The organism is Candidatus Cybelea sp. (genome assembly GCA_036489315.1).
Classification (GTDB): domain Bacteria; phylum Vulcanimicrobiota; class Vulcanimicrobiia; order Vulcanimicrobiales; family Vulcanimicrobiaceae; genus Cybelea.
The window spans coordinates 23,992-38,252 of sequence record DASXFZ010000059.1; the positions used below are offsets into that span (position 1 = coordinate 23,992).

At 64.4% G+C, this 14,261-nt stretch carries 17 protein-coding genes; 1 reads left to right on the forward strand and 16 read right to left on the reverse strand.

The genetic code is table 11. The features are described 5' to 3' along the window. Positions 1 to 14 precede the first annotated feature (14 nt). Genes VGG51_13090 through VGG51_13100 form a run of 3 tightly spaced genes read right to left on the reverse strand, consistent with a single transcriptional unit; the run spans position 15 to position 2,047 of the window. Positions 15 to 848: an NAD(+)/NADH kinase gene (locus VGG51_13090; GenBank protein HEY1883965.1), complete on the reverse strand. Its 834-nt coding sequence runs from the start codon at positions 846 to 848 to the stop codon at positions 15 to 17. A 4-nt stretch (positions 849 to 852) separates the two neighbouring features. Continuing rightward, positions 853 to 1,647: a TlyA family RNA methyltransferase gene (locus tag VGG51_13095; GenBank protein ID HEY1883966.1), complete on the reverse strand. Its 795-nt coding sequence runs from the start codon at positions 1,645 to 1,647 to the stop codon at positions 853 to 855. Between the two features lie 22 nt (positions 1,648 to 1,669). Further along, entirely contained in the window at positions 1,670 to 2,047 is a 378-nt protein-coding gene (locus VGG51_13100) for a hypothetical protein (protein ID HEY1883967.1), read from the reverse strand. A 112-nt stretch (positions 2,048 to 2,159) separates the two neighbouring features. On the opposite strand from VGG51_13100, the gene VGG51_13105 reads away from it, so the two are divergent. Then, positions 2,160 to 3,365: an ATP-binding protein gene (locus VGG51_13105; protein ID HEY1883968.1), complete on the forward strand. Its 1,206-nt coding sequence runs from the start codon at positions 2,160 to 2,162 to the stop codon at positions 3,363 to 3,365. A gap of 14 nt (positions 3,366 to 3,379) precedes the next feature. Here the strand turns inward: VGG51_13105 and xseB are convergent, their stop codons facing one another. From xseB to VGG51_13170, 13 genes are read right to left on the reverse strand one after another with little or no spacing between them, the layout of a single operon-like run. Beyond that, entirely contained in the window at positions 3,380 to 3,634 is a 255-nt protein-coding gene (xseB, locus tag VGG51_13110) for an exodeoxyribonuclease VII small subunit (GenBank protein HEY1883969.1), read from the reverse strand. Then, on the reverse strand, positions 3,627 to 4,958 hold the full coding sequence (xseA, locus tag VGG51_13115; GenBank protein ID HEY1883970.1) for an exodeoxyribonuclease VII large subunit: 1,332 nt from the start codon (positions 4,956 to 4,958) through the stop codon (positions 3,627 to 3,629). Before xseA ends, xseB begins: the two co-directional genes overlap by 8 nt. Then, positions 4,955 to 7,078, reverse strand: coding sequence for a PBP1A family penicillin-binding protein (locus VGG51_13120; GenBank protein ID HEY1883971.1), 2,124 nt, complete (start codon positions 7,076 to 7,078; stop codon positions 4,955 to 4,957). The genes xseA and VGG51_13120 overlap by 4 nt, the downstream gene beginning before the upstream one ends. After that, positions 7,053 to 7,454, reverse strand: a complete 402-nt coding sequence (gene nusB, locus VGG51_13125) for a transcription antitermination factor NusB (protein ID HEY1883972.1) — start codon at positions 7,452 to 7,454, stop codon at positions 7,053 to 7,055. Before nusB ends, VGG51_13120 begins: the two co-directional genes overlap by 26 nt. Beyond that, positions 7,451 to 8,794: an acetyl-CoA carboxylase biotin carboxylase subunit gene (gene accC / locus VGG51_13130; GenBank protein HEY1883973.1), complete on the reverse strand. Its 1,344-nt coding sequence runs from the start codon at positions 8,792 to 8,794 to the stop codon at positions 7,451 to 7,453. The genes nusB and accC overlap by 4 nt, the downstream gene beginning before the upstream one ends. A gap of 21 nt (positions 8,795 to 8,815) precedes the next feature. Continuing rightward, positions 8,816 to 9,739, reverse strand: coding sequence for a 2-amino-4-hydroxy-6-hydroxymethyldihydropteridine diphosphokinase (gene folK, locus VGG51_13135; protein ID HEY1883974.1), 924 nt, complete (start codon positions 9,737 to 9,739; stop codon positions 8,816 to 8,818). After that, positions 9,736 to 10,101 (reverse strand): dihydroneopterin aldolase, encoded by a 366-nt coding sequence (gene folB, locus VGG51_13140; GenBank protein HEY1883975.1) that lies wholly within the window; start codon positions 10,099 to 10,101, stop codon positions 9,736 to 9,738. Before folB ends, folK begins: the two co-directional genes overlap by 4 nt. Beyond that, on the reverse strand, positions 10,089 to 10,928 hold the full coding sequence (gene folP / locus VGG51_13145; GenBank protein ID HEY1883976.1) for a dihydropteroate synthase: 840 nt from the start codon (positions 10,926 to 10,928) through the stop codon (positions 10,089 to 10,091). The genes folB and folP overlap by 13 nt, the downstream gene beginning before the upstream one ends. Further along, on the reverse strand, positions 10,925 to 12,241 hold the full coding sequence (locus VGG51_13150) for a folylpolyglutamate synthase/dihydrofolate synthase family protein (GenBank protein HEY1883977.1): 1,317 nt from the start codon (positions 12,239 to 12,241) through the stop codon (positions 10,925 to 10,927). Before VGG51_13150 ends, folP begins: the two co-directional genes overlap by 4 nt. Next, positions 12,238 to 12,720 (reverse strand): MogA/MoaB family molybdenum cofactor biosynthesis protein, encoded by a 483-nt coding sequence (locus VGG51_13155; protein HEY1883978.1) that lies wholly within the window; start codon positions 12,718 to 12,720, stop codon positions 12,238 to 12,240. The genes VGG51_13150 and VGG51_13155 overlap by 4 nt, the downstream gene beginning before the upstream one ends. Beyond that, a complete protein-coding gene (moaC, locus tag VGG51_13160) occupies positions 12,717 to 13,205 on the reverse strand; it encodes a cyclic pyranopterin monophosphate synthase MoaC (GenBank protein ID HEY1883979.1) in 489 nt (162 codons plus the stop codon). The genes VGG51_13155 and moaC overlap by 4 nt, the downstream gene beginning before the upstream one ends. Next, positions 13,202 to 13,393, reverse strand: a complete 192-nt coding sequence (locus VGG51_13165; protein ID HEY1883980.1) for a hypothetical protein — start codon at positions 13,391 to 13,393, stop codon at positions 13,202 to 13,204. The genes moaC and VGG51_13165 overlap by 4 nt, the downstream gene beginning before the upstream one ends. Beyond that, positions 13,390 to 14,250, reverse strand: a complete 861-nt coding sequence (locus VGG51_13170) for an undecaprenyl-diphosphate phosphatase (protein ID HEY1883981.1) — start codon at positions 14,248 to 14,250, stop codon at positions 13,390 to 13,392. The genes VGG51_13165 and VGG51_13170 overlap by 4 nt, the downstream gene beginning before the upstream one ends. Between the last annotated feature and the right edge of the window lie 11 nt (positions 14,251 to 14,261).

The following is a 14,261-nucleotide window of genomic DNA, read 5'->3' on the forward strand; positions in this document are numbered from 1 at the left end:
AAAGCCGCTCTTCCTTACCGCCGTGGATCTTTGAACGAAACACCCCAGAGCATCTTGGTTTCCAGCCGCTCGAGGAAATGCAGCGGGGCCGTCCGTGCGAAACGAACCCGCTTGGGATGGCATCGGATGAAGACGCTGGCGCTCGGCTCGACCTCGCTGAGCACCTCACCGTCACACTCGAGATGGGCGTGCGCACTCTCCTGACCCGAGGTAATCTCGATCTTCGACCGCGTCGGGACGATCAGCGGCCGCGAGAACAGCGTATGCGGCAACAGCGGAACGACGCCAAACGCGTCGACGGTCGGAGCGATCAGCGAGCCGCCTGCGGAGAGAAAGTACGCCGTCGAGCCGGTGGGCGTGGCGACGCAGATTCCGTCGGCAGCGATGCGAGTCGTGGCGCCGTTGTCGACGCTCAGGCCAAAAGGGACGATGCGCGACACTTCGCCCTTTCGCACGACGACGTCGTTGAGCGCGAAATAACGGCGGTCGTCGTACTCTGCCTCCAGCGCGGTGCGTTCGTCGGTGAAGAGTCCCCGCTCCACGAGCGCCGGCAGATCGCCGAGTCGAGGATCGTCTTCGTCGAACTCGGTGAGAAACCCCAACCGTCCGGTATTGACGCCCAATAACGGCAGATCGTGCTGGACGGCTAACCGCGCGGCACGCAGCAGCGTTCCGTCGCCGCCGATCGTGATCAGCAGCGCCGCGCTTTGGTCCTGCGCGCCGTCCACCACGTCGAATCCAGCTGCTCGAAAATCTTCCGCTACTCGGTTCGCGATCGAGCGGGCGTGCTCGCGCTCCCGGTCGACGAAGAGCGCGATGACCTTGCGTTCGATGGCCAGGATCGTCATAGTGCTACGATTCGTCGAGGACCGCTTCGATTCGTGCGTCCCCGAACGGAGTTCCGCTGCGCCGCAGCTCAAGGAAGAACTCGCGATTTCCGGCCGGCCCCAGCAACGGCGAGGCGAGCAGTCCGACCGGCACGAGGCCGAGGTGCAGCGCCGCATCGCGAATTTCTGCCAGCACCGCGCGATGCGTCTCTCGGCGGCGGACGACGCCGCCCGAATCGACGCGTTCCCGCCCCGCCTCAAACTGCGGCTTGACGAGCGCGACGACGACGCCGCCCTCGCGGAGGTACTTCACGGCGCGCTCCAGGATCGTGCGAAGCGAGATAAACGAAGCGTCGATCGCGACCAAATCGAAACCATCCGGAAACGCGTCGTCGGGAAGAAGCCGGAAGTTCGTTCGCTCGATCGCTTTGACGCGCGGATCGTTTCGCAGCCGCCAGTCGAGCTGGCCGTAGCCGACGTCCAACGCGGTAACGTGCGCCGCGCCATGCTGTAAAAGGCAATCGGTAAAGCCGCCGGTCGAAGCGCCGACGTCGAGCGTTTGACTGCCGCGCGCGTCGATGGCGAAGTTACGCAGAGCGTGCTCGAGCTTTTCGCCGCCGCGGCTGACGAAACGACGCGGACGCTCGATTTCGATCCGCGACGCTGCCGCGACGCTCTGTCCAGCTTTCGTTGCGACGAGGCCGTCGACGGTGACGCGCCCTTCCATGATGAGGCTGCGGGCCTGCGAGCGCGAGATATCGGCCTGCTCGGCGACGGCGTCGTCGAGACGGAGGCGCCGGCCGCGCCTTACCTCCGGCACCGCCGCGGCCGCGACCCCGGCATCAGCACGCCGAGAGTGCGGGCGGCTTAAAGAGCAGCAGAGCGATCTTATTGTCGCCGTCCAACTGGATCGTTACGTCGTCGGTGCCTTTTGCAAAATACGCGACGAACTTCGTCTGCACGACCTCAACCTTTTCGAAAGCGCCGAGCGAGCTCTTGAGGTTGGCGATGACGTCATCGATTTTGCTTGCGGGTATCTGGGCGAGAAACTCGGCGCTAAACCAAGCCGGGTCGGCGTGACCGTTGCGCAGCATCGTCTCCAGCCGGCTCTTAGCGATATCGGTCGCCGAAGTCGGTGCCGAAGTCTGTGCCAAAGCCGGCACCGCCGCCGCCAAAAACCAGACGGCTAGCAGAGCGAGGATTATTGGTCGACGCATCATCGACGCTTCTCTCTTGCCTCATAGTCGCTTCCCTGCTTGGGCCCGCATCTTTATCATGAGGCCCTAAAGAAATCTACGCAAAATGCTGTAGACTTTGATAGACTAGAGCGCGATGGAACCGGAGAAGAACCCGTACGTTCCGACTGCCGGAGCCCCGCCTGCCGTTCTGGTGGGCCGCGAACCGCTCATCGAGGCTTTCCGAACGACCCTCGCGCGGGTCATGGCCGGGCGCGCCGAGCAAAGCGTCATCCCCTACGGGCTGCGCGGGGTGGGCAAGACCGTTCTGCTCAATTCCTTTGTCGGCGATGCCAAGCGAGCCGGCTATATCGTCGCCTATCTCGAGGCCGACGAGCAGCGATCGTTTCTGCACAAACTCGCCATCGAGCTGCAGTCGATTCTCTTTTCGCTCGATACACCGGCGCGGGTGAACGAGTTCGCCAAGCATGCAATGCGCGTATTCAAGTCGTTCACCGTTCGCCTCGGCTTCGACGGACTGAGCGCTAGCATCGGTGTCGAGCCGGAGCGCGGCCTCGGCGACAGCGGCGATCTTCAGGTCGACCTAACGGCCCTATTGGTCAGCATCGGCGAAGCGGCCCGCGCTCAGGAAACGGCCGTGCTCCTCGCCGTCGACGAGGCGCAGTATCTATTGGAGGCCGAGCTTTCGTCGATCATCATGGCGATGCATCGAATCAATCAGCTTTCGCTCCCGGTACTCTTCGTAGCGACCGGGCTGCCGCAGATTCTCCAGCGCTTGGGCGAAGCGAAATCGTACGCAGAACGCCTCTTCAACTTTTGTCCGATCGGTGCGTTGAGCAAAAGCGAGGCGCGCGAGGCGATCGTTGTGCCGGCGAAGTCCGAGCGCGTCGCCTACACTGCGAGCGCGGTAACGCGCATCATCGCGGTCAGCGGCGGGTATCCGTTCTTCGTACAGCTCTTCGCCTACGACGTGTGGAATGCGGCGAGCTCGTCGCCCATCGACGTCGACGTCGTGAACGCAATCGAGCCGGTGACGCTTTCCAAACTCGACAATGGCTTCTTCAGCGTCCGTTACCGGCGCTGCAGCCCGCGAGAGCGGTTCTACCTGCGAGCGATGGCCGAACTCGGAGCGGGGCCGTATAGTTCGCAAGAGGTCGCCGACATTGCCGGCAGCACGCAGCGTCAGCTCGGTCCGCCGCGCGACTCGCTCATCAAAAAAGGCATGATCTACAGCCCCGAACACGGGCGGATCGATTTTACCGTTCCGCTTTTCGACGCATTTATGCGGCGCATCGAACCCGATTTCAGGCCGATGCCGCAAACCGCTGCCGACGAGAGTTAGTTAAGAGCGCCGCCTTAGAAGGGCAGTTCGCCGTCGAGCTCCGCAGCGTTTGCAGCACCTTCGGAGGGACGAGCCTCGGCCATTGCCTCTTCCACCTGCGTCTGCGCGTTCTTGAGCAGCGCCTCGCACTCGCGCGCAAGGCTCTTGCCCTCTTTGAACAACGCGATCGACTCTTCGAGGCTGGGCTGGCCGTTCTGAAGGAGGTTGACAATGGCATCGATTCGATCCAGCTTTGCCTCGAAGCTCTTAGGGTCTGACGCCTTACTCATCGAGGCTCACCGTTTCCACGCGCGCCTCGACGCTCCCGCGCGCCAGTTTCGCATCGATGGAGTCTCCCGGCGCGACGTCGCCTGCGTCCCGCAGCGCGCGGCCGGCGAACGTTACGATCGCATAGCCGCGCTGCAGGGGCATCTCGGGATCGGATGAGTCCAGCCGGCTTCTCGCTAGGGCGAGCGCGTTCTGGCGTTGCGCAAAGACGAGCCTCGATACGGACGCGAGGCGTTCGTGCCGAGTCCCGACGGCTCGCTCGCGCTGTCCGAACGCATTCGCCGGCCAGGCGCCCAACCGCGTGCTGGATTCCGTCAAACGCCGCGCCTGGCGCCCGACTCGAGCGACCGGATTGTGATCCGAGACCCGGCGCTGCGCGTCGCTAACGCGTCTTTGGAGCACCATGAGCGTCCGCTCCCAAGCCCGACCGACAAGTTCGTCCGCGCGATCCGCGCGCTGCGAGCGGTCGGCCAGAATCTCCGCGATGCCGTTGTCGAGCAAGATTCGCAAGCGCGCGAGTTTTTCGTCGCCCGATTGCCAGAGGTTCGCGATGAACTGCGCCGCGTTCGACGGCGTTTCGCACTCGAGATCGGCAACTTCATCGGCCAGATGGTGATCCGCGGTGTGGCCGATCCCGGTGACGACCGGCGTTTTCGTCCGGACGATCGCCCGGACGACCGGCTCGCAATTGAACGAAAATAGATCCTCGTACGAGCCGCCGCCGCGAGCCAGAACGATGACGTCGGCGCCCAGCACGTCGGCTTTGTCGAGCGCTTGGGCGAGGTCGACGTCCGCGCCGAGTCCTTGCACTCTGGTTTCGATGAAATGAATCCGGACGTACGGTGCGCGCGCCTTCATCGTTTGCAAAAAGTCTTCGGCGCCTTTACCCCGCGCCGAAACCAGCGCGACGACGTTCGGAAAGCGCGGAATCTTGCGTTTGCGGCTCTGCTCGAAGAATCCGAGCGCGCGAAATCGCTCTTTGAGTGCCTCGTACTGGCGAAAGAGCTCGCCGATCCCGGTGAACTCGACGCTGTCGACGAGCAGCTCGTAGCGGCTGCGCCATTCGGCTAAGCGCACCTTGCCGTAAGCGACGACCGCCGAACCGAGCGTCACCGGTGGAAAATTTCGGGCGCGGCTATGGTGGGCGAAACACTGCAATACCGCCTGGGAATCCTTGAGCGTGAAGTAAATGCCGTTCGCTCTGGGCGTCCATTCCGAGACTTCGCCGCTGATTCCAATATAATCGAAGGCGCGAACGCGGCGGAATACTTCCTGCAGACGCTTTGAGAACTCGCCGACGGTAACGACGACTTTGGCCGGCGTCACGGCGGAGCGGATGGTGAAGGCTCCGTGAGCGGTGGCGCGGGCGTCGGCGGAAGCGTCGGAGGCGGAGGGAGCGTCGGCGGCGGCGTCGCGTCTGCGGGCGGCACCGTCGGCTGCGCGAGCCCTTCGGTCGCCGGCTGCGAGACGTCGTCGGGCATTTGCGCGGTGTAGCCGCCGCAACCGTACTGCGGTTCGGTTCCCTTCAAGAAGTACTCGTATCCGCGGCCGCACCCCGCAACCTTCGCAACCTCATCGGCGGGGAACGGGAAGTCGTGCGCCGGCGTCCCCGCCAGCGCCGCTTTCATGAAACGGGCCCAGACGCGCGCGGGAATATTTCCACCGTACGATTCATTCATCGGCGTGTAATCGTCGTTGCCCAACCAAACGGCGGTGACGAGATCGGGCGTATAGCCGACGAACCACGCATCGCGGAAGTTGGAGGTCGTGCCCGTCTTTCCGGCGGCGGGGCGCCCGATGATCGCGTTGGGATAGCCGGTTCCGTGATTGATGACGTCTTCGAGCATCGAGGTCATGATGAAGGCGGTTCCGGCGCTTACGACGTCGTTTGCCGTCGGATAGCGGTTATCCAGGACTACGCTGCCCAGCGAGTCTTTTACGATGCGGAACGGTGTGGCGTCGACGTGCAGCCCTTGATTTGCCAGCGTCGAATAGCCGCTGGCCTGATCGAGCACGGACACGACCGACGATCCGAGCGCGAGGGAAAGGTTCGCTTCCAGCGGCGCGGTGATCCCCATGCGATGGGCGTAGTCGATGACCCGGTCGAGGCCGACGCGCTCGGCCAGCTTGACCGCGACGACGTTACGCGAAAGCGTGAGAGCCTCGCGAAGCGAGATCGCGCCCATATAGCTGTGATCGTCATCCTGCGGCGACCACTGCGTACCGTCTCCCATCGGATAGCTCACCGGCGTGTCGTCGATGATCGTGCTCGCCGGCATGCCGGAATCGATCGCCGCGGTGTAGTCGTAGATCTTAAACGACGAGCCGGGCTGTCTCCGTGCCTGCCAGGCCCGATTATACTGATTGGTGAGGGAGAATCCCGTGCCGCCCACCATTGCGAGGATCTCGCCGGTCGACGGGCGCAAAGCGACGAGCGCCGCTTCGTGCGCTCCAATCCCTTCGGCGGCCGCCTGATGCACGCCCCACGTTACGGCGTCTTGGGCGATGTCTTGCATGTGCTGGTCCAGCGTGGTGTAGACCTGTAGCCCGCCTTCCTCGACGGCGCTCGCACCGAAAAGGTGTTCGAGCTGCGCGATTGCGTAGGTCGTAAAGTACGGATAGCGGTAACCCTGCAAGCCCGTCGCCCGCTCTGTAATCAGGCCGAGCGGCTCGTCGTATGCTGCATCCGCCTGCGCCGCGGTGACGTAGCCGCTCTCGACCATACGATCGAGTACGTGGCGTTCGCGCTCCCGAGCCAAGTCCATATTGGCAAAGGGCGAGTAGTCGGAGGGTGCGGCCACGACGCCGGCCAGCATCGCCGCTTGTCCGAGGCCCAGTCCGCTCAGGCCGCGCCCGAAATAAGTATGCGCGGCGGCGTCGACGCCGTAGGCGCCCCCGCCCAGGTAGATGATGTTCAGGTAACGTTCGAGGATCTCGTCCTTCGTGTAGTAGCGCTCGATCTCGATGGCAAGCAGCGCCTCTTGAACCTTGCGCGAGAGACTGACCTGATCGCTGAGAAAGAGCCGACGCGCCAACTGCTGGGTGATCGTCGACGCGCCCTGTATCTGCTGGTGCGTGAGGTCCGCGAACGCCGCTCTGATGATTCCGCCGGCGTCGACGCCGTGGTGCGAGTAAAAGTTATGGTCCTCATTGGCGATGAACGCCTCGCGCACCACCGTGGGAATGCGCGCGAGCGGCACCCAGACGCGATTCTCCTTGTAGACGGCCGCAAGCTGCGTTCCGTCGCGAGCGAAGATGCGCGTCGTGCTGGCCGGCTGGTAGTCGGCCATCCGGCTGATATCGGGAAGGTTGCGCCCGTAAGCGGCGACCATCCCGGCGACGGTGCCGACTGCAAAGAGCACGACGAGAAAGACCGCGATGCCCAAGCCGCGCAGGAAGCGCATCGACGGGCTGCGACGCTTACCCTTTCGCGTTGACGACCGCACTGAGTACTCCGTTCACAAAGCGCCCCGAATCCTCGGTCGAGAACCGTTTCGCAAGCGCGACGGCTTCGTTGATCGCGACCGCCGCCGGCGTCTGCGGACGGCAGCGTATCTCAAAGGTCGCCATTTCCAGCAGCAGGCGATCGATGGTCGGCAGACGCTCGAGTGCCCACCCCTCCAAGAGAGGGCTGACGATGCGATCGGCCTCCTGCGCGTACTCGAGCGTTCCCAGCGTGAGCTCCTTGACGAAAGCGCGCTGCTCGCCGTCGGCCTCTTCCCCAACGACCTCGCGCAGCGCGTCGTGCGGCTCGCGATCGCCGATGACGACGCAATAGAGCGCCTTGAGCGCCTGTTCGCGGCCTTCGCGGCGCGACGTCATCGCAGCGCGAGCTCGTTGGGAAGAAACTCGACGTCGTACCGGCCTTGGCGAAACTGCGGGGTGGCGAGAATCTCCAAACAGAGTCCGATCGTCGTCTGTACGCCTTCGACGAGCGTTTCGCGCAGCGCGCGCTCCATGCGCGCAATGGCGATTTCGCGGGTATCTCCGTACGCAATAATTTTGGCGATCATCGAATCGTAATACGGCGGAATCGTCGCCCCCGCATACATGTGCGTGTCGACGCGAATTCCCGGCCCCCCTGGAAAGACCAGCTTGGTCACGGTACCCGCAGCCGGGGCGAAATGGTTATTCGTGTCTTCGGCATTGATCCGGCATTCGATCGCGTGCCCGCGGGCGACGAGGTCGCCTTGCGTGTAGCCGAGCGGTTCGCCCGCCGCGATTCGAATCTGCTCCTTGACGAGATCGATGTTGTAGACCATCTCGGTCACCGGGTGCTCGACCTGAATGCGCGTATTCATCTCCATGAAGTACACGTCGTCACCCGCCGCCAGAAATTCAAGAGTACCCGCGTTGGTGTAACCGACGGAGCGGCAAGCGCGCAACGCCATCTCGTGCAGTGAGTTTCGCACCGTCTCGGGCACGTGCGGTGCCGGGGTTTCTTCGATGATCTTCTGATGGGCCGGCTTCTGCACCGAGCAGTCCCGCTCGCCGAGGTGAACGAGGTTGCCGAATTCGTCCCCCAAGACTTGGACTTCGATGTGGCGCGGGGAGCGGATCAGCTTTTCGATATAGACCCGTCCGTCTTTGAAGCTCGCTTCGGCCTCCGCCGTCGCGCCCGCGTAGGCGCGGGGCAGCTCGCCGGGATCGGAGACGACCCGCATCCCTCTGCCGCCACCGCCCGCCGTCGCCTTGAGGAGGATGGGATAGCCGATCGATTCGGCCGCTGCGTAGGCGTCTTCGAGTGAAGCGAGCACGTCGGTTCCCGGTGTCGTCGCTACGCCGGCGTCGCGCAGCACCCGCTTCGCGGTCGCTTTGTCGCCCATCAGGGAGATCACCCGCGGCTTCGGTCCGATGAACTCGAGACCGTGATCGGCGCAAATCTCGGCGAAGCGCGCGTTCTCGGCAAGAAAACCATACCCTGGGTGGATCGCGTCGCAGCGGGTGATCAGCGCGGTTGAAATGATGTTGGGAATGTTGAGATAGGAACGCCCCGCGGGACCCGGGCCAACGCAGAACGCCTCGTCCGCTTGCCGGACGTGCATCGATTCGCGGTCAGCTTCGGAAAAGATCGCGACGGTCGAAACACCGAGTTCCTGACACGCGCGATTGATTCGTAGCGCGATCTCGCCGCGATTTGCAATCAGTACCTTACGAAAAATGACGGGATCCTTCTCGCCCCTTTAGCCTCGGGCGATGGAAAAGAGTGGCTGTCCATATTCGACGGGCGCGTCGTCGGCGGCTGCAATCAAAACCAGACGCCCCGAACCCATGCTGTGAATGGGCGTTCGAATTCCGAGCGCCTCAATATAACCCAGCTCTCGATCGCCGTCGAGCTGATCGCCCTCCGCCGGGGCGGGACGTCCCAAATGAAAGATTCCGACAAGGTCCGCCTTGATCGTATCGACGCGCAGCGGCGGCGCCTCGGAGGAATGACCGTCGGCCGAGCCGCGACGCGCGCTCCGGCGCGGCGCGGTAAGTTCGATCTCTTCAACGCCCCGCTGGACACGCAGCCGGACGGCATCCCCTTCGCTCAAGAACGCCGCCAGCGCGCGAACTCGATCGCTGACGCTTGCGGCGTCTGTGCTCGACATCAGGCTATCGCTTTCACGCGGCACCGCGCCGGACCTGGAAAGGCCGCGTTCCCCTAGGCGTGTTACGCCTGCCAGCTCGCTCGAATCGAGCGCATCGCGCATCGCTGCGAAGCGATCGTCGAGCTCGGCAAGCGGAACGAGCACGAACGCCCGCTCGGCCAGGTGCTCGTGCGGCAGACGCAGATTCGCCTCGGAAACCGTCAGGTCGTCGAAGAGTAGAAGGTCGAGATCGATCACGCGCGGACCCCATCGTTCGGCGGGCGCGCGTCCCAACCGCCGCTCGATCCCGCGCAAGACGTCGAGCAGTTCGTGGGGGCCCGACCCGGTCTCGAGCGAGACGACCGCGTTGAAAAAGTCCGGTTGATCCCGACGCCCCCACGGTTTGGTTCGGTACAGCGCCGAGCTGCGCACGATCGTGCCGTTCTCGCGCAGCGCTTCGCGCGCGCGCTCGAGGTTAGCGGCGCGGTCGCCGAGATTGCTTCCGAGTCCGACGTACGCGAGGTGTGCCGTCACGGCCGATCGCAATGCGGATTGCCGCGCTCAAGCGTAACCGACGGCGTCGCTCCATCGAGAATGGCGGGCTTCGAGATCGTGAGCGTCGCGCGCGCGATGCGGGAATCCTCGAAGACGGTCTCGAGAACCTCGCCCGCGAGGCGCTCGAGCAAAGCAAAAGAGGTGCGTTCGACCACTCCGCTGATACGGCGGCACAGCGCCGCGTAGTCGACCGTCTCGTGGAGGTCGTCGCGGGCCTCGGCGCCGCGCAAGTCGACCTCCACGCTCAACTCCAGCTCGAAGGGTTGGGCGCGGTCGCGTTCGCCGGGCAGCCATCCATGGCGTCCGAGCGCGCGCACGCCGCGCAGTGTTATTCGATCCACTTCGCGGGCCGCCAACCCCGAACGATCGCGTCGGATACCGCGATCGAATCGCGCGCGGCGGCGACGTCGTGTACTCGAACGATGTCGATGCCGGCCGCGATTGCCAGCGCCGTCGTCGCAACCGTACCGTAGACGCGATCGCCGACCGCTCTCCCCGTCAGTCTCCCGATCGTCGATTTTCTCGAAGTGCCGATCATCGTCGGAAAGCCGAGTGCGACCAGACGATCGAGCCGTGCGAGCACGGCGAGATTCTGCTCGGCGTTCTTGCCAAAGCCGATTCCCGGGTCGAGAACGACGCGCTCGGGCGGAATTCCGCGCGCTACCGCGCGCGCGGCGCAGTCTTCGAGATAGCGCAGGACCGCATCGACGACCGGCGCATCGTAGTGCGTCGTGCTTTGATTGTGCATCGCCACGATGGGCATCTCGAGCTCGGCCGCAACGTCGAGAAGCTCTGCCGGAGCTCCCCACACCGAGTTGATCAGGTCGGCCCCAGCGATTCGGGCGGCGCGCGCGACGTCGGGCTTGTACGTGTCGACGGAAATCGGCGCGCTGGGACGAGCGCGGCGCACGGCGTCGATCACCGGAATCACGCGCGCCATCTCCAGGCGTTCGCCGACGGGCTCGTGGCCGGGGCGAGTCGACTCTCCGCCCAGGTCGAGCAGGTCGGCTCCCAGGCGCAGCTGCGACAGGGCGTGCTCCGTGGCCGCAGCTTCGCTTTCGATGCCGTCGCCCGAAAACGAATCGGGCGTGACATTGACGATGCCCATCAAATAGGTTCGTTCCCCCCACCGCAGCTGCGCGTCGCGCAGCTGCACGGAGCCTCTCACACGGACGCGGGTACGAACCACTCGCGAAGCCCCGCGACGATGAACGTCGAGCCCGTTACGACGACGACGTCTTCGATTGCGGCGACACGCCGCGCGACCGTCAACGCTTCGATCGGGTCGGAGACGGCACGCCCCCAGCTTCCGAACGACTCGGCGATCGTCGAAAGGCGCGATGCAGGGATCGCTTTGCGTCCCGCGGTCGAGTACGCAGTAAACGTGAAGGTGGACGGGAGCGTGGAGAGCACCTCGAGGATCCGGCGCGCGTCCTTCGATTCGCCGATCGAGACGACGTAGTGAATGCGGCGCCCGGCAAAACTCTCTTGCAGCGACGCGACGAGTGCTTCGGCTTTCTCAACGTTGTGAGCGATGTCGAAGACCACCGGCGGTCTGCTTGGGACCAGCTCCATGCGCCCCGGAATCGTGAGGGCGGCGAAGCCGCGGCGGATCGCTTCCCGCTCCGGGCGCAGATCGCCGAGGCGTTCCAATACCGCGATCGCCGTCGCTGCATTGGAGCGCTGAAAGATCCCGAGGACCGGAAGCTCGATGGAATACGTGTCGAAGGCCGTTTGCAGATTCAAGACGGCGCCGTGCACGTCGCTCTTTTGGACGCCGATCTTCACGACATCGCGCACGAGCACCACAGGAGCACCCACCTCTGCGGCGTAGCGTTCGATGACCGCACGCGCCGCCTCGGGCACGCTTCCGACGACCAGCGGCACGCCGGGCTTCGCAATGCCGGCCTTTTCCAGCGCGATGGCCTCGAGCGTCGTTCCCAATATCTCCACGTGATCGTAGCCCACGGAGGTAATCGCCGCGATGACCGGCTCGAGCACGTTGGTGCCGTCGAGCCGCCCGCCGAGCCCGACCTCGATCACCGCGACGTCGACCCTCTCCGCGGCAAAATAGGCAAACGCGAGGCCCAGCAGCGTTTCGTAGTACGTCGGCTGCCCGTACTGCGCGATCGTTCGCTCGATCGCCGGCATCGAATCGGCGAGCAGCCGCGCAAAGCGTTCGTTTTCGATCGAGACGCCGTCGATTTGGGCGCGCTCGGTCATCGAGCGAAGGTGCGGCTTGGTGTGCAGGCCGGTGCGCTTACCGGAGGCCTGCAATGCGGATGCGATCATCGTCGCGGTCGATCCCTTGCCGCTCGTGCCGCCGACGTGAATCGTCGGATAAGCGCGGTGCGGGTCGCCGAGATTTCGCAGGAAGGCCTGCATTCGGTCGAGCTTGTACGAGGTTCGCGGCGAGACAACTTCGTCGATCGTGCCGAGCAAATAGCTCTGCGCCGCTTGGAAACTCGTGATTCTGATCACTCGTGCACGGCCTCGTCGTTGAGCAGCTCCAGTGCGTGCGGGATCACCGGCAGCACGATGTCCAGTGCTTCGGCGACCGCTTTTGGACTCCCCGGAAGATTGACGATCAACGTGCGAAGGCGAACGCCGGCCTGCGCGCGCGAGAGTAGCGCCGTCTTCACGTTCGCAAACGATACCATTCGGATCGCTTCGGGGATTCCGGGGACCTCATAGTCGAGAATCGCGGCCGTCGCCTGGGGTGTGCGATCGCGCGACGTGAGCCCCGTTCCGCCGCTGGTGAGCACGAGATCGGCCTTGTTTGCGTCGGCCAGGTCGATGAGTTCGGCCTGCAGCGCGGCGGGCTCGTCGGCCATCACGCGCTCGCGCACGATCTCATAGGCGCCGCCCAGGCGCTCCTTCATCAAGGCAATACACGTGTCGGGGCGCTTGCCCGAGGCGGCACGGTCGGAAAGGACGATCAGCGCGACGCGATTTCTCACCGGGCGTCCTCAGCGGCGCCGGCGGCATCGAAGGAATCCTTACCGCCGGTCTTGCGCAGCAGGCGTACCGCTTCGATCGTTATGCCCCGGTCCAGCGCCTTCGCCATGTCGTAGATCGTCAGCGCCGCGACCGTCGCCGCGACGATCGCCTCCATCTCGACGCCGGTTTGCGCCGTCGTCCTCGCCTCCGCCTCGATCGCAAGCGCGCCGTTCTCCTGCCATGCGAAGCTGACGTCGACGCTGCCCAGCGGGAGCTGATGGGCGAGCGGAATGAGTTCGGCCGTGCGTTTGGCCGCCATGATTCCCGCTATTTGCGCCGCGACGAAGGCGTCGCCTTTTGCCAAGACCGCGTCGCGGATCGCGGCGCGCGCGGCGTCGTTCAAACGCACCAGCGCCTGCGCGCGCGCAAAACGAACCGTCGCCTCTTTACCCGAAACGTCGACCATAGCGATGCTGCCATCGGGCGCGACGTGCGAGAGCTTCATCGTCGCGGCGCGCTCTGAAACCGAACCCAGATCAGGCAGAGCAGCGCGAGCACCCACAAGATCACCATGTGGGTGATGTGATGTGAATGCCCGGCTCCCGACTCCGTAAAGAAATTGATCCTGCCCATCCCGTAGAGAATGCCGAGAATGAAAAAGACGACGGCCAAAACGAGGGCGAGAGCTTTCATGTAATGACCCCCTTTCGTGCGAGCACGAAGCAGACGGAACCCAAGATTACGCAGTACCAGCCGAACGGGCGCAGATCGTTCGAGCGGAAATAACGCGTCAAGAACGCGACGGAAAGATAGGCGGCGATACCCGCTGCGATCCCGCCGGCGATCGCCTGAACGAGCACGAGATGCGCGTCGGGCGCAAAAAGCCTCGGAATCTCCAGCAGCGCGGCCGCACCGATCACCGGCGTTGCGAGCAGAAATGAAAAGCGCGCTGCGTCCTCGTGATCGAGGTCGCAGAGCAATCCCGCAACCATCGAGCTTCCCGAGCGGGAGATGCCCGGAAGCAGCGCCGTTGCTTGCGCGAGCCCGATGAAGAGGCTGGCGGGATAGCTCAGCCGTTCGATCGGCTTAGCGGCGCGCGCGAGGCGCCGTTGTTGAAGACGGCGCAACGCTTCGCCGGCAAACATCACGAGGCCGTTGACGACCAAGAAGAGCGCGGCCGTCGCCGGGTGGGCGAAGAGGCGCCGTACCGGATGCTCGAGTAGGACCCCCAGGATTCCGACCGGGATCGTTCCGACGACCAGAAGCCAGCCAATTCGCTCGTCGCGGTCATCGCTGAGCCTCCCGCGGACGACGCTGCGTACGAGCGAGCGAACGATCGCCGCCCACTGCGCGCGATAAAAGACGAGCAGCGCGAGCGCAGTGCCCAGGTGCAGGACGACGACGAAGGCGAGAAACGATGGGCTCGTGCGATCGATGTTGCGCCACTGCAGCAAGGCCGGTACGAGGATCGTATGACCGAGGCTCGAGACCGGAAAAAGCTCGCTCACGCCCTGCAACAGGGCCAAAACAAACGCTTGGAAGAAGGTCACGGCCCTTGGCG